Annotated in this window: 16 protein-coding genes; 5 read left to right on the top strand and 11 right to left on the bottom strand. The window is 57.4% G+C overall.

Annotation, left to right across the window (positions count from 1 at the left end; genetic code table 11):
* Nucleotides 1-11 precede the first annotated feature (11 nt).
* A complete protein-coding gene (locus BXP70_RS04330) occupies nt 12-653 on the top strand; it encodes a response regulator (RefSeq protein WP_086592798.1) in 642 nt (213 codons plus the stop codon).
* Here the strand turns inward: BXP70_RS04330 and BXP70_RS04325 are convergent.
* The 9 genes from BXP70_RS04325 to BXP70_RS04285 all read right to left on the bottom strand — a co-directional run bounded on the left by BXP70_RS04325 (nt 621) and on the right by BXP70_RS04285 (nt 14,301).
* Nucleotides 621-2,831: an FUSC family membrane protein gene (locus tag BXP70_RS04325; RefSeq protein ID WP_086593181.1), complete on the bottom strand. Its 2,211-nt coding sequence runs from the start codon at nt 2,829-2,831 to the stop codon at nt 621-623. The two genes, BXP70_RS04330 and BXP70_RS04325, sit on opposite strands and share 33 nt — an antisense overlap.
* Nucleotides 2,832-3,346: 515 nt before the next feature.
* On the bottom strand, nt 3,347-4,315 hold the full coding sequence (locus BXP70_RS04320; RefSeq protein WP_086592797.1) for a bestrophin family protein: 969 nt from the start codon (nt 4,313-4,315) through the stop codon (nt 3,347-3,349).
* A gap of 112 nt (nt 4,316-4,427) precedes the next feature.
* On the bottom strand, nt 4,428-6,263 hold the full coding sequence (locus tag BXP70_RS04315) for a MutS-related protein (RefSeq protein WP_245849497.1): 1,836 nt from the start codon (nt 6,261-6,263) through the stop codon (nt 4,428-4,430).
* 72 nt (nt 6,264-6,335) lie between these two features.
* Entirely contained in the window at nt 6,336-7,406 is a 1,071-nt protein-coding gene (locus tag BXP70_RS04310) for a M14 family metallopeptidase (protein ID WP_086592796.1), read from the bottom strand.
* An 85-nt stretch (nt 7,407-7,491) separates the two neighbouring features.
* The gene (locus BXP70_RS04305) at nt 7,492-8,874 is read right to left on the bottom strand and encodes an ABC transporter permease (protein ID WP_086592795.1); all 1,383 of its coding nucleotides are present in this window, start codon (nt 8,872-8,874) and stop codon (nt 7,492-7,494) included.
* Nucleotides 8,875-8,878: 4 nt separating this feature from the next.
* Nucleotides 8,879-10,297 (bottom strand): ABC transporter permease, encoded by a 1,419-nt coding sequence (locus tag BXP70_RS04300; RefSeq protein WP_086592794.1) that lies wholly within the window; start codon nt 10,295-10,297, stop codon nt 8,879-8,881.
* 3 nt (nt 10,298-10,300) lie between these two features.
* Complete coding sequence (locus BXP70_RS04295) at nt 10,301-11,008, bottom strand: ABC transporter ATP-binding protein (RefSeq protein WP_317044450.1); 708 nt, start codon at nt 11,006-11,008, stop codon at nt 10,301-10,303.
* A gap of 168 nt (nt 11,009-11,176) precedes the next feature.
* Entirely contained in the window at nt 11,177-13,606 is a 2,430-nt protein-coding gene (locus BXP70_RS04290) for a TonB-dependent receptor (protein WP_086592793.1), read from the bottom strand.
* Nucleotides 13,607-13,935: 329 nt separating this feature from the next.
* Nucleotides 13,936-14,301: a hypothetical protein gene (locus BXP70_RS04285; protein ID WP_143436365.1), complete on the bottom strand. Its 366-nt coding sequence runs from the start codon at nt 14,299-14,301 to the stop codon at nt 13,936-13,938.
* A 262-nt stretch (nt 14,302-14,563) separates the two neighbouring features.
* On the opposite strand from BXP70_RS04285, the gene BXP70_RS04280 reads away from it, so the two are divergent.
* The 4 genes from BXP70_RS04280 (at nt 14,564) to BXP70_RS04265 (ending at nt 19,251) form a co-directional block, all read left to right on the top strand.
* Nucleotides 14,564-15,337 carry an energy transducer TonB gene (locus BXP70_RS04280; protein WP_179197581.1) on the top strand — a complete coding sequence of 258 codons (774 nt, stop codon included), beginning with the start codon at nt 14,564-14,566 and terminating at the stop codon, nt 15,335-15,337.
* Nucleotides 15,338-15,548: 211 nt separating this feature from the next.
* Complete coding sequence (locus BXP70_RS04275; RefSeq protein ID WP_086592790.1) at nt 15,549-17,117, top strand: DNA integrity scanning protein DisA nucleotide-binding domain protein; 1,569 nt, start codon at nt 15,549-15,551, stop codon at nt 17,115-17,117.
* 445 nt (nt 17,118-17,562) lie between these two features.
* Nucleotides 17,563-18,318: a ferritin-like domain-containing protein gene (locus BXP70_RS04270; protein WP_086592789.1), complete on the top strand. Its 756-nt coding sequence runs from the start codon at nt 17,563-17,565 to the stop codon at nt 18,316-18,318.
* A gap of 42 nt (nt 18,319-18,360) precedes the next feature.
* Entirely contained in the window at nt 18,361-19,251 is an 891-nt protein-coding gene (locus tag BXP70_RS04265) for a ferritin-like domain-containing protein (RefSeq protein WP_086592788.1), read from the top strand.
* A gap of 126 nt (nt 19,252-19,377) precedes the next feature.
* Here the strand turns inward: BXP70_RS04265 and BXP70_RS04260 are convergent, their stop codons facing one another.
* Together BXP70_RS04260 and BXP70_RS04255 are read right to left on the bottom strand one after the other, a co-directional pair.
* Complete coding sequence (locus BXP70_RS04260) at nt 19,378-19,893, bottom strand: DUF4442 domain-containing protein (protein WP_245849495.1); 516 nt, start codon at nt 19,891-19,893, stop codon at nt 19,378-19,380.
* 34 nt (nt 19,894-19,927) lie between these two features.
* On the bottom strand, nt 19,928-20,482 hold the full coding sequence (locus BXP70_RS04255; RefSeq protein ID WP_317044449.1) for a PPC domain-containing DNA-binding protein: 555 nt from the start codon (nt 20,480-20,482) through the stop codon (nt 19,928-19,930).
* Nucleotides 20,483-20,528 lie beyond the last annotated feature (46 nt).

The following is a 20,528-nucleotide window of genomic DNA, read 5'->3' as shown; positions in this document are numbered from 1 at the left end:
TTTTTCCCCTGATGCCCGCGCGCTTGCTCATCTTGGATGACCACCGGATGCTCACGCAGAGCCTTGCCACTTCGCTAGACGAGGAGCCTGACTTAGTGGTAACGGAGCAATTTTCGGATAGCCAAGCCCTGCTGTCGTGGCTGACGACTGCCGGCAGTTCTCCGGCCGACATCCTGCTGCTCGACCTGCACTTGCCCGGCATTGATGGTTTATCCTTGCTACCTAGGTTGCGCCAACAGCATCCGGAGCTGCGCATTCTGGTCTTTAGCATGGCTACTACCCCCAAGCTTATTGAGCAGTTGATCGTGGCGGGGGCGGTGGGCTTCGTGCCCAAGTCGGCGGATATGGCCGAACTAGTGGCCGCCATCCGCCGGGTGCGCGAGGGACATACCGTGTTTCCGAAGCAAACGCGTGCTACGTCGGCTCAGCTGCCCGTGAACGGTGCCGACCCGTTGCTGAAGCTACAGCGGTTATCGAACCGGGAGCGGGAGATAGTGAAGCTGGTTTGCGAAGGCCTAACCACGCGTGAAATAGCGGAGCGCCTCTTTTTGGCGGAGCTTACAGTCAGTACGCATCGGCGCAACATCATGCACAAGCTAGAGCTCAACAACGTAGCGGCCTTAGTGCAGTTCGCTATCGACCACGGCTTGTAGCCGCTTCGGTTTGGTGGGCACTTCCAGCATAGCGTCCGTCACTCGTCCGATATCGCTGCTTACTTTCTGGATGAAGTCTAGCTGCTCAAGCAACTGCCGTTCATCGGAGGTGAGGGCAGCTTTGCGCCGTCCGGTCGCTTCGGAGTAGGGAGTGATTTCGCCCATGTTCGGCTCAGCTGGCACGCTAGTGGGATCTAGCTTTTTCAAGCTTGCGTTCAGAAAGGATAAGGCCCGTCTTACCGCTCGCACCCCGTCTACGGGCTGCTCGCTCGGTTCCTTGGCCATCAGGCTCGAGGTGAGCGTCGCAATGTTGGACGTCAGGATGTGGTTAAGTACCACAAACTGATGTACATCCTCGCTGCTGCGCTGCTTACTTTTGGGCTCCGAAAGCATCCGCTGGAACGCTGCAGCGAGGTTAGCCGAACTCACAAACACGTCTTTGCGCACGAGCTTGTACTCCGTCAAGGCCACGGGCTTGCCGGCTAGGCTCTCCGCTAGCTTGTGCAAGTAGCTAACGTTGGCCTTCAGCACGTCGCGCATGTAATCATTAAGCTGCTCAAACTCCCAGTTGGGAAACAGCAGGTAGCCAGCCGAGAAAGCGATAATACAGCCGATGACCGTATCCTTGATACGCTCCTCGGCAATATCTAGGTAGTTCATACCTAGGAAGCTGAGCATAATCAGGATGAAAGGCGTCATAAGGGTGACGTACACCACATAGCTGCGCCGTTGGAAGCTGTACGACAGCACCATAAAGATCAGCATGACCACAAAGTGGAGGTCTTTATCGTCGGTGAGCAACAAGAATACACCGGCGATGGCACCGCCACTGAGCGTACCCACAATGCGCTGATAATTACGTTCTTTGGTGAAGCTGAAGGCAGGCTTGAGCATGTACACCGTGGTCATCACAATCCAGTAGCTGTGGTCGCCGGAAAACAGCAGCTTGGCCGTTAGAAAAGCAATACCGCTGGCCAGCATCAGGCGCACGGAGTGCCGAAAAACCGACGAGTTGAACGTCAGGTTGTCGCGCAGCACTTTCAGGTCGTAATCTTGGTGCGACACGAAGCGCATGTACTCTACCTCCGTGTGGCGGGTGGGTATCGTGTCTGACTGGGCGTTGAAGTAGTTCAACACATCGGTGAGGCGCTGGGTGAGGTTGCGCAGGTTCACCAGTAGCTTTTTCAGGACCAGGTTGCTGGTTCCTTGCTCCTGCTCCCCTACTGCATCGATGCGGCTCTTCAGGTGCTCGAGGCGCTGAGGAAAATTGCTGCGGCTACGAAACGAGTGATTGGCCTGAATGGCGAAACCAATGTTGTCCAACTCGGCGGCAATTAGGTCGATGAGGCTAGCTATTTCCTCCAAGATGCCGGTGTGGCCAAATTGCGTCCGGATGGCTTCGTAGTCGTAATAGGTGGCCGTGATATGCTCATACAAGTCCATCACGTCGACGAACGTGAGCAGCAGGCGGCGGCTCGTGGCATTCGATTCTTTTACAATTTGGCGCGTTTTAAACAGGAGCTCCCGCACAGCATCTTGCTTCTCACTAACAACTACTTGCTGTGCTACGAGCTTACGGTAGTCGTCGTCGAGGTCGGTGCGGATGCGGTAAAAAGCTGCTTTGAGCTTGAGGTAATTGGCAATAGCATGGATGCACTCCCCAAGAGCTTGCTGGGCCGGCCGGTACGGCAGCACCCGAAACAGTACCAATCCCAGCGCCATGTACCACACGCCCCCCGCCAAGATGAGCCCACTGTGCAGGAGAACTTCGCCGGGCGTCAGGGGCTGTTCCATGTTCAAAATCATGACGAGGAGCGCCGCCGACCCGAGCGAAGCAGCCCGGTTGCCGTACACGCTGAGCATGGTCATGAGGAAGCTGAGCGCCAGCACTTCCAGACCTAGGGTCCAGTCGCTAAAGCGCGCAAACCCTGTAAGCAACGCCACCAGAAAAATGACGAGGTTGCCGTAGAGCATTCCGTTGCGCTTGTGCACTACCGGGCCCGGCGTATCGATCATACTAATGCAGACGGCCCCGGTGGAAAGTGTAATCCCAGTGGTAAGCTCGCCTAGTTGCCCAAACAGCAGAGCCGGCAGCAACGCAGCCAGCGTAATGCGCACGCCATCGGAGAAGTCTTGGCTGAAAAGAAAATACTGGATGTTACGAGTTTGCGAATTCATCGGAGCAGTTGGCAGCCGGGTGGCGCCCATTAGACCATTGGTGCGACTCACTTGTCCTAGCCATAGTCAAAGTATGAACAGCTGCTATACGGAAAATGGTTGACCGTTTGGCAAGCCGACTTGATTATTTTGGGCTAGCAGGCACCTGGCTACGTTCGCTGCCGGTAGCACGAACCACTCGCAGGACCTAGGTTTGCGAGAAACGCGGGCTGCTTGCGTGAGCCGCTTTCCTCTAGGCAAGAAGCAAACCGAAAGGACAATAGGCACCGGCAGCTTATGCTTAATAGCGCGCTCAGTAAATAAGTAACCCGCTCAGCAACCTAGCTTATGCAACATAAAAAAAGCCACCCCTTGCGAAGGGCAGCTTTTCAGGGGAAGCGGCATCGGCTAACTTATTACGACCAAACGAGCAGATTTCGAGCGGATAATTTCTCCGCTTGTTCTTCCCGTCAGTAGCCCCTAGCTTTTCTTTTAGGTCGAAAGAGAAGCTAGGGTTGCTACGAAAACTTTGTGAGTTAGTACAAGATATCGTCGACGGGGGCAAGTGCTGGCGGCACCTTCGTTTCGCCCATCATTTCCCGCAAGTCAATCTCTATGCTGCGGCAAATGGCCGTCATGGGCACGTCGTTCATCTCGTTTTCAAATGGGTTTTCGCTGAAGTGCCCCACTGCCTCGATGGTGTTGAACACCCACGCTACCAGCACCGCGAAAGGAACGGTGAGCCAGAAGTGACCCGGCCCCATTTTCTCAAATTCTCCAATCAGCCCCACAGGAAGTAGCAAGGAGAATATCTGCACGAACAAGTAGCTAAAGAAAGCGTATTGGCGCGGGAAAGGTGTGTTTTTGATTCGTTCGCAGGCACCTTGCAGGTTGTTAAACTCCCGGATCGTGTCAACCATTTGCACGTGCTGGAAGTCGTTGAGCAAGCCGCGCTCTTCCCGCAGAATGCGCAGATCGGCGGCCTGCTGCCGTAGCATTTGTGCCGGGGGGTTACGGTAGTGGCGCATGCGCTCCGACTCTTCGGGCTTTAGAAAAGGGGCCACATCGGTATCCCACAGCTCGGGCTGACGGCGCAGGTGCAGGCGCACGGCATTCACCCACGCCACGTGCCGAAATACCAGGGTTCGATGTCGCTCCGTTAGTTCATTGGCGGAGGCAGGCTGCGCCTGCACGTCGGGGGCATCTACCACGGAGGTCACGAACTCCAGGGCCTGCATCGCCCACGAGCGGCTGTAGTTTACAATACCGCCCCACAGCTTACGACCTTCCCAAAAACGGTCGTAGGAACCGTTGTTTTTGAAGCCAATGTAAAACGCCACAGCCGTACCTAGGGTACCAACGGGCTGCCACGGAATATCCAGCGAATGCAAGCCCAAAGGCCCATACAGATAGCAGACTACCGTGGAATAGATAGTATACACGACCACACTGCGCCAGGTCAATCGCCAGATGACGCGTGGGCGCAGATTATTACGAACGTACATAAGAAAGAATACAACTCAGTCGCGGAGCAACAGCGCTCCCGCATTGCCGCTACGGCTATACGACGGTAAGGTAATACCCTGACATTAAGAGCAAATTAAAATTGGAGGTATCCTAGCTATTATCTAGATCAATGCCCATCAGCTGCATGAGTTTGCTGGCGTTGAAGCTGCGGCACACGCCAGGCGTGAGGTGGTAGTCGAACAAGATTTGGTCGCCTTCAATGGTGCTGTTGAAGCTGTAGTTTACCGCGGCACCGGGCAGCTCGTCGGCAAGGTCGGCCAGCTCTAAGTCGTGGGTACTGACGAGGCCGCTGGCATTGCGGCGGTGCAACTGGTGCACCAGGGCGCGGGCGCCCCGGTGTCGGTCGCCGGAGTTCGTGCCTTTTAAGATTTCGTCGAGCAGGTAGAAAACCGGCTCGCCCGTGGCCGAAAGTTCCAGCAGCAGGCGCAGGCGCTTCAGCTCGGCGTAGAACGACGAGGTACTTTCGGCTAGGTTGTCTTGGGTGCGCATGGCGGTGTACACCTGGGCCGGACTCACGCGCAGCTTGTCGGCGCACACCGCGCCACCGGCTAAGGCTAGCACCATGTTCAGCCCCACTGAGCGCAGAAAGGTGCTTTTGCCCGACATATTAGAGCCCGTCACGACGCCAGTCTGACCCGCGCCCACCGTGCTGAAGTCGTTGCGGATGCGTTCGGTAGCGAAGATGAGCGGGTGCCCTAGCCCCTCGGCGGTAAACTCTAGCGCCGCCATACTGATTTCGGGCACGGCGTAGCTAGGGTTGGCAAACTGGAAGCCGGCCAAACTCACCAGCGCCTCTAGCTCGGCTCCTATTTCCAGCATGGCATCAAGCTTTCCGCCGAGGCGTTGCTTCCAGCCTTCTAGCCGCCACATGCAGAAAAAGTCCCACAGCAGTAAATTATTGGCTAATACTGCAATAGCTGGACTTTCACGCATCGAAAACAACCCCGCAATACGCGACAGTTGCCCGATGAGTTGGGAAGCCGGCGCGCCGTTCTCGGACGCGTGCAAGCCGCGGAGCAAGCGCGTGAGCAACGGCGCCTGCCAAGTGCGCGTCTCAAACAAAGCTAGCTGATCGTGGTAGGCCCGCAGCGCGTCGCGCATGGCCATGCTCTGCTGAAAGTACTCCCCTCTCTCCTTTTGGAATCGCGCGTTCAGGGCACCTAGCACAAGCACCGCCACGAGCAGCGGCGCGGCGCCGTTGCCGGTGAGCCACAACACAACGCTCGTTACGGCCAAAGGCGGCAGCACAAACAACAGGGCTTTCAACCAGCCTTTGCCCGCGAAAAAATCGGGTTGGCGGAGCCACGTGGTGAACTGGCGCGGGTCGGCTTCTTGGCGCGGAAAGTGGCGGGCGCGGGCCTGCCACTCTTGCTGCCACGCTAGGTCGGGTACTAGCTCGGCCACGGCTGCTTGCCGCTCGCGCACGGCCGTAGCGGGGGCGGGCGCTAGCAACCACCCCGCCAACCAATCGCGCCCTAGCCGCGACGTGGCCCGGTTCAGGAGTTGAAACAACGAGTGCGCCCCGAAGACATCGAGGTCGGCGGCGTAGGGGTGCGTGGCTTCTAGGTAGCGCAAGCCGGGGTCGAAGGCCGCGAGCTTGCCTTGCAGCCGGGCCGTTTCGTCGCGGTTCAGCTCACCCAGGAGGCGGTGGTGTTCGCGCCAGTAGCCTACATTGTTGTGCCAACGCACCAGCAGCAAAAACACCAAGTACGCCACAAACACCAGCCCGAACGCCGCTTGCAGTTGGCCGAGGCTGAATAAGTAGTAAACCCCAAAGGCACTCAACCCAAAGGCCACCACGCGCAGCCACGCTATGATGCGGTGCCGGCCCGCGTAGTGCTGCTCACGGGCGGCGTGCACGGTTTGGTTTTCCTGAAATACATCGGCAGGCGGTATGGAGAGCGGGCGAAAGTCGGTGGCAGGCACAGCAGTAAAGAGCAAGTTTTTGCTAAAGATACACGGCTGCCGCTCCTAGCTAGGCTACCACGCGTTGGCGCCTCACGGCTGCGCGGCCACCGGGATGTGACCGATGCTGAACAACTCATCGCCCTTGTTGATGGGCGGCGTAGCGGTCATATACAGCACCACGCCATTCACGGGAGCCAACACGTCGGCGAGGGGGTTGCCGAAGAGGTCCGTTACGTACCCTAGCTTGCGGCCCTTGTGGATGAACTCGCCAGCCTTCACCTGCGGGTAGAAAAAGCCCGTGTGCTTGCTGCTAACGGAGGTACGTTGCGCGATGATGAAAGGCTGATTGGGCGCCATAGCTGACGGCATTTTTTGCATATCCAAGTAGTCCAGTAGCCGATACAGGGCCTGCTGAATCAGGGCTACGTTTTCGGCCTCGGGCATCCCCAGACGCCCGCACTCAATATCAGCGGCCGGAATGCCGCGCTTGATAGCCTCGCGGGAGCAGTAGATACTCGCTTCGCTTTTCAGCGTGGGCGTGTTGTCGAACTGCACCACGTACGGAAAGCCTAGCGCCACGGCCATCTGCCGGCCCTTTTCGGACAGTTCGGGCGTATCGAGGTGGTTATAGTAGCCCGCGTACGGGCGTAGGTCTTCGGGGGCGTCGCCGGCGTGGGCATCAATGAAATAGTTGCAACGGCCGATGATGTCATTCCCTAAAAGCCAGGCCATCCGCTCCGTGATGGTGCCATCGGCCTTGCCTGGAAATACCCGGTTCAGGTTCTTATTATCCAGCGGGTTAACATCCGTGCGGCGGCCTAGGAATCCTGGCACGTTGGCTAGGTGCACTAGCAGTATGGTGCCACTGAGTTGGGCCGGGTTCAGGGAGCGGGCAAATTGCTGGGCCGCTAAGATGGGCGGATATTCGTAGCCGTGCACGCCCGCTGTAATGCCCAGCACCGGCCCCGGCTTTGCCCCGTGAAACACCGTCACCGGTATTACGGCGCTATCCTGCCCCGCCACCACGGGCAGTAGAAACGAGCGTTTGGTGCCGGCTTTAATGGTTTGATTTTGAAAAACAAAAGGCTTCACGGCGGCGCTAGCTAGGTTTTGCAGCGCCACTGTAGCAAACAGGAAAAGGGAAAGAACGCGGAATGTCATCAAGAAGAATTATAATTTTAACTGAATCTATGAGTTGCCCGCCCATTCAGTGACTGTGGCGTCGGACCGGCAGGCGTCAGCCTTGTTACCGCGGGTTGAGTGGCCGCACTTGCAACAGCAGCAGCCCGGTAGCCCACACCACGCCCACGCTCACCAGCAGCTTCCACAGTCCGCTGGTAGCCGTACCTAGCTCCGAGGTACTGGTGAAGGTGTGCGTCGGCTCCTTGGCGTAGTCGTCGTGGGTGAAAGCGACTTTGCGGAACAGGTACGGGTAGTAAAAGGCCCGCAGCGCGTCGTGGTAGCGGGTGGCGCTTTGCTGGAAAGCGAGGTGCGTGGGCAGGTCGGTGCCGGCTAAGGCAGCCAGACTCACTTGCGCATTAACAGCCGGCGACACCCAGGCAAGGCGCTCGACCAAGGCAAAGCGCTGGCGCAAGCCATCGGTGTACGCTGCCACCAGCGGCCGCACCGACTCGTCGCCGAGGTGCTGGAAGGCATAGTACCAGCGCCACACAAACCGCTCCCGGATGGTAGCCGTGTCGCGCCACTGCGGGTACAGGGCAAAGAAGCGGTTCATGGTTTCGCTTTTGGGTTTGTCCCAACCGCCGTGGATTTCCTCGCGTTGCTTGATCGTCAGTTCCAAGCCCTGCGGCACGGGCCGGGTTGCATCCACATACACATTCAGCAAGCCCGGCAGCAGCACAACCAGCACGAGCCACGCGCCCACCAACGCCACTGCATTGAAGGCCGAGTTGCGCTGCAAGGCCGTGACGATAGCCACCACTCCAAACCAAAACAGGCAATAGAGCACCACCAGCGCCACCCAAACGCCCACGCGCCCATCCAGCGGCACCCGCGCCCATGCTACAGCCACCGCCGAGAGCAAGAGGGCTAGCCCGAGCACGAGCAGCAGCCGCAACGTCAGCTTGGCCGCCACCACTACTCCAGGTCGCACCGGCTGGGCTAGCAACAGCACCAGAATTCCCTGCTCCTTCTCGCTCGACAGTAAGTTGAAGCTCAAGGCAATAATCAAGAGCGGAAACAAGTACACTAGCACGAAAGCTAGGTCGAAGTTGCCGCTGAGCACCTTCGTGGGGTTCACGTTTTCGGACGCGTAAAGCTGCCCTTGCAAACCGAGCAAGCGCAGCTTCACATAGTAGGGGTTCACGTCGCGCTGACCGAGGGCGAGACTAGCCCACTCCGTGGGGTGGTGCACGGCGAAGGTGGTGTGGTAGTAGCCAATGTCGCCGGCGTCGGCGGGACCGGGGAATTTCTTCTTCAGCTCCTCCACGTTATGATGCGCCAGGGTTGGCAGCGTAGCTAGGTGTTGGCGCTGGCGCTCAATTTCGGTGGTGCCGTAGTAGATGCCGTAGAGGCCCACCAGCAACACCAGTCCGGTGAGGAGCACTAAGCCCTTAGCTGCCCGAAAGTGCCGCCACTCGTATCGTACTAAAATCCAGAAAGTCCTCATCACGCTACACAATGCTTGTTTTGTCAATTGCCCGCAGACCTAGCCAGCTTAGCCCTACCGCCCACAGCAGCAGCGCCAGCGCCGGCCCCACCAAGTAGCCGAGCGCCCACCCGAGTACAGGCGCCTCGTAGGCAAATGTGGGGATGGCTCGCCACGTAGCAGCGTCGAGCTTGCGCTCTTTGTCGCCGTAGCCCATGCTAGTTTGCAGGGCATTGAGGCGCTGCACGAGCTGGTAGCGGTAGTCTTCGGCGGCTTGCTGAAAATGCACGTAGTGCGCAAAATCAGAACCCGCCAACCCCATCGACAGGGGCCGAATGGCCTGGTAGGGGTTCAGCAGCCCCGCCCAAACCGTCAGGGCATTTTGGCGCTCATAGGTGTGGTTAAGGGTAGCAAAGTGTTGCTGGTACACCTTGGCGGTATATGCTTCGCTTTCGGCCATCACCAGGCCACCCACGCTCACGGGCAGCTTTTCCTCCGAATCGACCTTGTATTTCTTCAGCAGGTTGGCCTTCAGCGCGGCAGAGCGGGCATCCTGCGGGTCGTGGCCGTTGATGCCTTTTTGGGCATCTTCGTGCACCTTGGCATCCAGCTCCGCTTTGGTAATAGCTGGGAACAGGTTGGCACCTAGGTTGGCCGTGGCTTTGGGCAGAATGATACCGCCTAGCATCCAGCACCCGAGTAGCAGCACCAGCGCCGTGCGGGCGTGCTGTTGCCGCGCCGACACCACCACCGCGCCCACTATCCACAGAAAAAAGTACACCACATAGCTCAGCCCAAACAACCCTAGGCGTGCCCACGCGTCGGGGCTATTGGCAAACGACTCGTTCGACAAAAGCAGCCACGCCGCCAGCGCCAGCGCCGGCACTACCACCAGCGCCACGGCTTGGCCGTAGCCGGTTATTTTGCCCCACGCAATGCGCCGCAACGACACGCCCTGGGTGAGCAACAACTTCAGGGTGCCAGCCTCGCGCTCTTCGGCAAAAGCATTGAAGCACAAGAAAATAATGAGCAGCGGCACCAAGAGTTGCAGCACGAAGGCCACCGTCAGCTCCCCGAATCGGATGAGGGAGCTAGCTTGCTGGGCCTGACTGAAGTTGACGCTGTTTTGTTGGTGCGCCTCCAGAAACACCGCCGTGCCAGTGAACGAATCTAGCCCGGCATCGAGGAAGCTCAGGCCGGCTTTGGGCCGGAATGCAAACGAGCCGTAGTGGGCCACGCGGTGCGGATGGCGGTTGGGTTGGTGGTGAAACTGGTCGTTGACGGTTTGCTGGGCTACCTGCCGCTCGCGCTGCAAGGTGCGGTAGCTCGCCCGACCTACCAGCGTGGCGGCCAAGAGCAAGGCTAGCATCAGCACGCTCAGCACCACAAAGCGCCGGTCGCGCAGGGTGCTCACGAGTTCTTTTTTAGCAATACTGCGAATCATGGGCTACTGCATGTAGGTGAGGTAAAGCTGCTCTAGCTCATTGGCGTTCAGCGTGGCGGTGGGGCGCACGTCGACTAGTTCGCCCTCACGCATGATGCCCACCCGCGTGCCGACTTCCTTGGCCCGGAACAGATCGTGGGTGGCCATGAGCACGGCCGTGCCTTGCTGGCTCAGCCGGCGCAGCAGCTCCGAGAATTCGTTGCTAGCCTTGGGGTCGAGGCCAGAAGTGGGCTCGTCGAGCAAGAGCACTTTGGCGTGCTTGGCTACGGCAATGGCAATGCCCACCTTCTGGCGCATCCCTTTCGAGTAGGTGCCCACGCGCCGGCGCACGGCTTCGGCTGGCAGGCCAGCATTGGCGAGGTACTCAAGCAGTTCCTTCTCCGAATAACGGAAACCGGCTAGGCTGCTGAACAGAGCTAGGTTCTCCACGCCCGTCAGGTGCGCATACAGCATCACGTTCTCCGGAATGTAGGCTAGGTACTGCTTGATCTTGAGCGGATTGCTGGCTACCTCTACCCCGTTGATGTACGCCGCGCCCGCCGTCGGCTGCACGAACCCCAGAAACAAGTTGATGGTCGTGGATTTGCCGGCGCCGTTCTGGCCGAGCAGGCAGAATACTTCGCCCGGCTCAATCTGTAGGTTCAAGCCGCGCAAGGCTAGCTTATTCGGGTATTGCTTGCGCAACTCCTTCGCCTCTAAGATGTAGGTCATGTTTCTCTTTTGTTGATGTCGCAAGAACCTAGCTCCCCTCCTTATTTCAAGGAGGGGTTGGGGGTGGTTCTGCTAGAGCTTAGAAACTAGCCCTAACCTATCGTTCAACGAGAGGAACCACCCCCAACCCCTCCTTGAAATAAGGAGGGGGGCTAGTATGCTAGCTTATTAGAAGGTGTAGCCCAGCGTCGCCATGAAGTTGCGGGGCGCGCCGGGGCTAGTGCGGAAGAAATCATAGCCGCCGACGAAGTAGTACTTGTCGAACACGTTGTTGAGGTTGACGTGGAAGTTGAACTTGTTAATGGTGTAAAACAGCGCCACGTCGGCTACGGTGTAGCTGGGCCAGTGTGCCCAATATTTCTCCTCCGTGCCTACAACAGTCACCTGGTTTTCGGAGCGGCGACGGCCGACGTGGTTGCCGCCTATTCCTATACCTAGGCCACGCAGGGCCGGGGTGGTAAAGGTGTATTTGGCCCACAAGCCGCCCATGTGCTTGGGTGCGTTGGCGAGCGGCTGACCGTTTTCGGCCGGCAAGTCAGCATCCATCACCTCCGTGTGGTTGAAGGCGTAATTCAGATTCAGGCTCAGGTTCGATAGGACGTTGCCGGTCAGTTCTACCTCGGCTCCGCGTGAGCGAGCTTGGCCGTTTTGGCGGTATACCTGACCACCATCGGCGGTGAGGGAGCCGGTAGCAACTAGTTGGTTGCGCTTCACAATCTGATACACCGCCACGGTACCGAATAGCGCCTTGTCGAAGAACTCACCCTTCAGGCCGGTTTCGAGCTGGTAGCTGGTTTCGGGGCTGAAAGCCGAACTGCGGCCGTAGCGCTCCGGAAAGCGGATATACTCAGGCTTCAGCGGCCGGAAACCGGAACTGTAGCTAGCAAAGTAGTTCAGGTTGTCGCGCAGGGCGTACGTGAGGCCGGCGCGGGGCATCACCCGGCGCTGCGGGATGGTGGTGGAGCCGTCGCCGTAGTCGCGCTCGTCGGCAAATAGTTCGTAGCGTACACCTAGCAGCAGGCCGAGGCGAGGCGTTACTTCCAGCTGATCTTGCGCATAAATGCCTACCGTGTGGTACACCGAGTTGATGTAGTCGATGAAGAACTGAGGCAATGGCCGCCGGATGTACTTCGTGGGGTCCTGAATTTCATACAAGGGCTTATTCAAGTCGAACGTTAGCGGAGTAGCGACGCCGTTCACCAGCTTCTGCCGCGCTTCAAACATGGTGCTTTGCTTATCCGTGTTAAAGCGGATGTAATCGGCCCCAACCACTACTTTGTGGGAAATAGCGCCCGTATTGCGGTTCAGCGAGAAGTAAGTCGAGAGGTTTTTGGTGTATTCCTCGGCGCGGCGGTCGAAGTAGCGTAGGTTCATCACCGTGTTGGTCGGCGCATCGGCGTAGGTGTTCAGGGTGCGGTGCTCGCTCAGGTTTTCGTTGTAGGTGAAGTCGAGGTACGACGCGTTCAGCGACAGCCAATCCGTGAATTTGTGCGTGAGCGAAGCGTTCAGGTAGTAGGTATTGGTGCGGAAATAGTCGCTCGGTTGGCTCAGGGTAAAGCTGCGCGGCGCGGCATACAAGTCGTTGGCTTTGATGGGCAGGCCCCGATCGAGGTAGCCGTTGATGTGGGTGTACACCAGCTCGGCGTTGAGCGTGGTTTTGTCCGATACCAGGAACGTGACGGTGGGCGCAATCATCAGCGACTTTGTGTCGTTCACGTCGCGGAAGGTATTGGTCTTTTCGTAGCCCGCGTTGAAGCGGTAGAGCACGTTTTTCTGCTCGTTGAGCGGGCCCGTGAAGTCGGCGGTAGCCCTCGTGGTGTTGAAGCTACCGGTGGAGAACGAAATGGCGCGGCGCGTGTCGGCCAGCGGCTTTTTGGTCACCATGTTCACCGTGCCGCCGGGGTTGATGTCGCCAAATAGCGCCGCGCCGGGTCCTTTCAGTACTTCCACCCGCTCTAGGTTTACGGTGAGCGGCGCCTGCGTAAAGGAGTTACCGTAGCTGAAACCCGAACGCAAACCGTTCAGCAGCCGAAAACCACTTTCGTAGCCGTTGCGGAAGCCCCGCACCGTCAGGTCGTCGTAGTGCGAGTACTGCGTCACGCCGGCCACGTTCTTCACCACATCAGTAAGGCGGAATACCTGGCGGTCATCCATCATCTCCTTGGTCACCGTCGAAATCGACTGCGGCACGTCGATGAGCGCCGTGGCCGTGCGGGTTCCCACGAAGCTGTAGTCACTCTTGTAGGTCGTTTCTTTCCGGCCTAGCACCTCCACCTCCTGCAAAGCGTTGGAGCTAGCATTCAGGCGAAAGTCAACGGTAGCGTTGGGTGCCTCGGCCGTGAGCAGCACCGTACGGCGCGCCTCGCTGAAGTTGAGGCTGCGCGTAATCAGCGTCAGTTGCTCCAGCGGCAAGTTGGTTAGCGCAAAACGGCCTTCTTTGTCGGTTAGAGCAGAAAAACGGCCGGTTGTTTCCACCACCGTAACCCCCTCCAATGGGTGTGCGTCGGCGCTGAGAACTCGCCCATTGATACTACCTAGGTTTTGCGCACCGCACAAAGCCGGCAGCAGCAGCAGTAGAAATAGAAAAAGTCGTTGCATAAGGGGAAAGGCATGCCGCGCTATAGCGCTTAGGCACTAGAGCAGTCAGAGAAAACAAGATGAGGAGAAGACTCCCGGCGGATAGCTAGGAGCTAGCAGTGGCCGGTATGCGGTTGGCATAGCAGCACAGGGCGGCACAAACCGCCACGAGGTAGCGCGGGCAGGCTAGCCCACGCAGAACGAAAGAAGAAGCGCAGACGGTACCATCCGGGCTGCGTGGGCGTGTAGCGGAGCCGCAGCAGAAAGTGCAGGCAATCAATGGTTGGTACCTAGGTAGATGCCTACCTAGAAACAGTTGCTTAATAAGGGAATGGTGCGACGCTCAGCGTTTAGCCAAGAGCGGGTGGGCCGCGCAAAGAGGCCCCTTTCAGCAGGTGCCAAGACCGGCACACGGGTGCTTGCGGCCGGTAAACAGCATAAGGCCGGAGTTGCACAGGAGCTTCCACCGATACCACTTCGGCCGGCTGGAAAGGCACGTTGTAAAACTGCTCAGTGTGGCAGTGCTGGTGCTTGGGCGTGAGCAGGTGCTTGCCGGGTTTTAACCCCATGGCTTTGGTTGCAGGCTCTACTTCGGTATGCTGGTGAAAGTGAGCTTGCAACACGGCTGCTTCGGGCAGGGAGGTGCGCAGGAGGAGCAACAGCAGCCACCAAACGCTTAATTTTCTCCCAATACTTATTTCCGAAACGCCTCTCATGAAGAATACATGAAGCACAAAGGTAGGAACATTTAACTAAATGCTTCAATGTTGCAAAAGCAAGGCAACTTATTTTACGGCAGCAGCTAGGCCTACTACTTCTTTCATCCGCTGTGCTTGCGCTTCTTTTCTTCAACCCTCGCCTGAATTTTGATAGCGGAAATGTGTTTGTTATTCCACACCTGAACTAGCCGCTGAGTTGCCAGCCACCCGTACGCTGATGGTTGACGCCGCTTACCCCTATTCCCACACGCTTCTCTCTATGACTTCCTTTTCCCGCTTGCTGCTTGCCGCTCTGCTTACTACGGCCACTCTTTCCAGCCATGCTCAGCAAAAGCTGAAGTATCCCAAGGACCCCAAGGCCAGTGAGATTTATGACAACGTAGAAAAGCCAGCTGTGCCGGTTGGTGGCGTGGAGGCGTATGGCCAGTACCTAGCCGACAACCAGCAGTATCCCACAACCGCCTTGCAACAAGGCCTGCAAGGCACCGTGAACGTGACGTTCGTGGTCGAGAAAACGGGTGTGGTATCCAACGTGGCCGTGCCGCAACCCCTCGCACCTGCCCTCGACGCCGAGGCTATTCGCTTGATAAAAGGTGGCCCCCAGTGGATACCCGCGCAAAACCACAGCGAAAAGGTGCGCCAACGGGTGACCATCCCGGTTGCCTTCCAGATTCCGGCAGGCTCGGAACCTAGCTCGGCTGGTGCGGCGGCTGGCTCCGGCACCCAGACCATCACGCCCGATGCGCCAGCCCGGCCAGTAGGCGGCACCGACGCGTTCTTTGCCTGGGTTCAAGAGAACTTGCGCTACCCCGCTTTGGCCCGCCAACGCAAAGTAGAAGGTCGGGTGATGGTGGAGTTCATCATTCAAAAAGATGGTTCCCTCACCGATACCAAGCTGGTAAAACGACTTGGTTCAGGCTGCGACGAAGAGGCCCTACGCCTGATCAAAGCGGCTCCCAAATGGAATCCGGCCAGCTACAAAGGCCAGCCTTTACGACAAAAAATGGTGCTGCCCATCGTTTTTCAGCTGTAAGCTAAAGTAACCAGGGCTGCTATTCGTCTGTTATAGTGTACCCCGTCGTTTGGGTGCCCTCCACGACTCAGCTGCGCAGCACTATCATCAACTCATTAGGGGTAATTACAAGGTAACTTCGCAGCAGGTAACGGCACTCTCATCCGGCGGGCATCGCAGGCCTGTTTGGCTGCGTTTGACACGTTATCCTAGCTAGCTTCCTGCCTTCCTTATGCTTACTCCCCTCCCACTTCTAGCTGCCCCGCCGGTGGCACCTCAGCTCCCGGCGTCCCTAGCTGCCTCAACCATCTGGCCCAACCAAGCGCGGTTCCGGCAAGCTGTTCATTTGCTGGCACAAGACCTCTTTGACACGCTCGACGACGAGCTAGATCCATCTGTTATTCTAATCGGTATTCCCGTTGAACAGGAGAACCTGCCGGTTTTGCCCGTGTGCCTAGAGCCCGCCGATTGTGGCCTTGACTTCGCCAGCTTCGGAACGGTAATAGCGCGTAGCAACAGCTTGCAACAGATTGATATTTGGCTCAATGGCGACCAGGAGATACTCAGCGAAAACGTGCTCCGGCGGAAGCGGCACGGCCGCAGCTTGCGCATGGCCGTGCAGGAAGCCCTCGACGCACTGGACACCCCCACCGGCAAACGGCAGTCTTTCGCCGGTTGGCCTGTGGAAATTGGCTCTTACTATGTCGTGACGGTATTGCAGGTCAACCGGCGGGCTTTGCGAACTTATCCGGCCCTACAGCCCAACCGCTACTATCTCAATGGTCGGCCGCTTGCTTCGTCGCTGCTGGTCTCGGCTATTCTGCGCTTCAGCGAGGAGTGCGGCAAAGCCTTGTCGGAGCCCGAACCAGGAGCTAGCATGATGGAACGGCCACGCGAAAACGACGAGTTACTCCGCGCCGCTGGTCGTATTCTGATGGACACGCCGGCGCAGGCCCTGAATGTTAACCCGAACGCGGCCCGCCTCTTCGACACGTGCAACACCATCTCGTCGTTGCGCTACGAAGGAGCCGAAGGCGTCGGCAAACTACTGCTTGCGCAACGGCGGCACCCAAACCTGGAAGAGGTATTTGCCCTCACTTGCCCCACGCCGCTCACCGATTACCGGGCTGTGCGGAAACTCCTGGAAATGACAACCAGCGACATTAGCCTGCTGGCCGATGGAGAAAACGTGTATGCCCTAGGGCGACTGGTGGGCACTTACGACATACATCGGGAAGATTTGTTTGTCGTGAATTTCATCAATCATTACGCTTGGGAGCTTCAGCACGACGGGAAGGTGCTTATGCGCGCCAGCTACGGCCTACCAAGCCTGCCCCGCGTGCGCCTGAACCGGACTCGCTTCCGCAAAGACCTGAAACGCGTTTTTGGCCTATTCGACCACGTGAAAGTAGAACGCCTGTGGGAAGTAGTAGTGGAAGCTAGCCGGCAAAAGCACGGCACGCTGCTGGTAGTCACTACGGAAGCACTGGCCGAAGCCGACCGCCTTAAATTGCAATGTACGCTCATCGAGCCTGTACCACTCACACCGCTCATTACGCGCCTAGTAACGGCCATTGATGGCGCCGTACTCATCGACCCCGATGCGTATTGCTATTCCATTGGCGTTATTCTGGACGGCAAAGCCACCACGCGCGGCCGTGGTAGCAGCACACGTGGTGCCCGCTACAACTCAGCCATTCGCTACGTAGAAAGCTCTCCTTACCCGTGCATGGCCATTGTGGTGAGCGAAGACGGTCTAGTTGATGTCATTACCAAGGAAGAGCAAGACCCGATACTATAATAGTAGGCTAACGAAGCTAGCTTCAACGGCTTCCTAGCGCTGCCTCCAGCCTAGCTGAGCACCAGTTTTCACAACGACTCTCCTACAACGGGGGCGTTGTGGAAGCTGGTGTTTTTTTGTGTTTCTGCGGGCAGATGCATTTTGTTCTTAGCTCTGCTTGCGCGCTCAACTGAGCGGCGGAAGCTAGCTCACAAATAACCGATCGGCTGTTGAGCTACAAACAGGTGAAACAAGGAGGCTAGGTTACCGGAAAATTACCGGAAGAGTAACATTAACTAAAAAGCCAAATTGTATACTTATAAAATCCTATCAGCATTAATATATCGCATTCTGCAAACGTTTTAAATACGTATTAATACGTATTTTGATGAGAAGGCAATCTGACACTCAACTAATTCCGTATCGTTGTGACCAAGTATTCTTTCACGTTTTAGTTCAAAAAAATATGTCGAAACTTCTGTCCAAAAAACCTGTTGTTGCAGATCCTGAAAAGGGCTCGAACACGCCTCTGCAACGGCGCACTTTTTTACGCTACACGGCTGGCGCTGGTGTAGCTGTCGGTGGCCTCGCCCTAACGGGCTGCGACGACATCCTCGATGAGATCTTCAACAACCCGAACGTACCAGCGAGCCTGCTAGAGGTAAACGTCGGCAGCGGTGATTTTGGGGTGCTGAACTTCGCTTATGCCCTCGAGCAACTCGAAGCTGCTTTCTACGCCAAGGTGATTACCAGCACTTACTACAACGGCGCTAGCGCCGCAGAGCGTCAGATCTTGGGAGACCTAGAAGCACACGAGCGGATTCACCGCGACTTCCTGAAGACGGCTATCAAGGCAAACGGTGGTACGCCCATCCGTGACCTAGAACCCGACTTCACGACCATTGACTTCGCTAACCGCGCAAGCGTGCTAGGTGCTGCCAAGGCCTTTGAAGACCTAGGGGTAGCTGCTTACAACGGTGCTGGTAAGCTTATTTCCAACCCTGTGTACCTAGGCTTGGCCGGCAAAATTGTGTCGGTAGAAGCACGTCACGCGGCTCTTATCCGCGATTTACTCAGCAACGGTACGTTCGTTGGACCCGATGTAGTAGACTTCAACACGGGTCTTGAGATGTCGAAGACGCCCACCCAGGTAGTCGCTGTTGCTAACAACTACCTCAAGAAAGGGTCGAAGCTGAACGTCAGCAACTTACCCACTGAATAGCGTTGCGTTTCCCCATTCTCCTATTGTAAACACACATACCCCATGAATATTCTCAACATCATCGCTGAAATCGAGAAAGTAGACCCGGAGGTTTACGAGCGTCTCGATCAGCGCCGCGCCATGTTCAAGCACTTTGCAGGCTTTGGCAAAAAGCTAGCTACTGCCGCTGTGCCGCTGGCCATGGGCTCCATGTTCCAGAAAGCCTACGGCCAATCGTCGGGCTTGAGCCAGCAAATCAAAGATGTGCTCAACTTTGCACTGAAGCTGGAGTACCTGGAAGCCATCTTCTACAACGAAGGCGTAAACCGTCCGGGCTTGTTGACGAGTGATGACCGCGCCCAGGTTATTACCATCACCGTTGACGAGTACAACCACGTAAAATTCCTGCGCAGCGTTCTTGGCAATGATGCTATTGCGCCTCTCACGGCCAATAATTTCGACTACACCGGCTCGAAAGGCGGCACGCGCGCTGCCCTACTGCCCGATGTATTCACCAACCGCAATACATTCCTAGCCCTAGCCCAAAGCTTTGAAGACACGGGCGTGCGCGCTTACAAAGGGGGCGCTCCCCTGCTCATCAGCAATAACACGGTACTGGAAGCAGCCCTGAACATCCACTCAGTAGAAGCTCGGCACGCGTCGCACTTGCGCACTATGCGCCGTGGTGGTCCACAATCGGTGGCTGGCTCGCCTCAGTCGGCTCCGAAGAGCTGGATTTCGGGCAACGACGGTGGTGGCCCTGCTCCCACCATCACGGCTGCTATCTACGGCGCAGGCACTCCAGCCGCTATGTACCCCAGCGAAGCCAACACAACGCAAGCTGGCGTTGAGCTAACTGGTTCGTTCGTAACCGCCGCGCAAGCATCTGAAGCGTTCGACGAGCCGCTCGACATGGCTACTGTACTTGCCATCGCTTCCAACTTCATGAAGTAAGCACACCGCCTACTAGTATTACAAAAGGGACAGTCACAGCGACTGTCCCTTTTTCGTTTTCGAATACCCAATGTGTCCCGGACCTAGGTCTGTACCGAACAACTTGCCTGTGATCAGCTAGACGTGCTAGCGGGCCCGAAACGACCACGTGATGCGGAATACGGCTACTACCTCGCCCGCAGCGTCAAGGCCCGTGCTAGTGGCTACCACCGTGCGTCCTTCGCCCGTGGCGCGACTTTCTGCTACGGCCTGCCCAATGCTAGCGCCATCGGGGCACGTGAACGTAATCAGCCCTACGGCTTTCTTTTTGAACGTCGCCTCCATGCCGGTTACCAGCATCGACATGGGCGGGCCACTACTGACGTGCATGAGAGCTTGCACGCCACTAGCCAGCTCGGCAGCCATCGCTAAGCAGGCAAAGTAGATGCTACGAAACGGGTTTTGGGTGAGGTACTTAAAAGGCACAGTCACGCTAGCTTCATGCGCCGTAAAACGCTGCACGCGCAACCCGGCCAGGTAGGCCATTGGTAAGCGACGTAGCATAAAAAGCCGCAGCTTCAGCGGGTTGAGAATGCTGCGCCGAAAGGCCACCATGGGTGGCGTATCGGTCGAAGCTAGGGGTACCGGGCCAGTAGGGGTCATTGTAGAAAAGCTAGGTAGAAGACGCCCGTTGAAGTTAGGGCTTTTTCGGTGAAGCTTTTCGTGGCTTTGGGGTGCTGGGTGCGGGGTAAATGCTTAGCTCTTGGTACGTCGATACAGGGTCGGTTTCGCGGCGGAATTCTAGCTCCTCCAGCACGCCAATCACTAATTCGGCGGTGGTATAAACGCGGTTGCCATCTAGCAAATGGCCGCCCAATGTTCGCCCCGTCGAATCGGACACGGACAGGTGCAAATGACTACCATTGACCGACAACGTGCCGACCAACGACACAATCTCGAAATGCCCTTGGTACACCGTTGGTCCTTCTTGATTTGCCAGTCGCAACGCTGTCGTCGTCAGACTGCCTACACAGGTGACGATAGCCGCCGCTTTGATGCGGTGCTGCTGCGTGAAAGCGGTCAGCTGTTGTCGCAGGTCGTCGCCGGGCCGCAGCCGCAGCGCATAAGTGCGCATGGGCGATGAAAGGGCGACTGGCGCAGTGGGCGATGCAGGCATTTTGTGCTGAGCAAAAGTGGCGGGTGCTGCTAGGCTACCTAGCCCCAGAATAGATAGGAATAAATAAGCGTGCACGAGACGGCCAGAAATTTAGCGCGAAGGGAAGCGACCTAGGTCAAGC

Origin of the sequence: Hymenobacter crusticola, assembly GCF_002154225.1 — a bacterium.
Taxonomy (GTDB): Bacteria; Bacteroidota; Bacteroidia; order Cytophagales; family Hymenobacteraceae; genus Hymenobacter; species Hymenobacter crusticola.
Note: the sequence above shows the minus strand (reverse complement) of the source record. Positions and strands in the feature narration are given on the sequence as shown.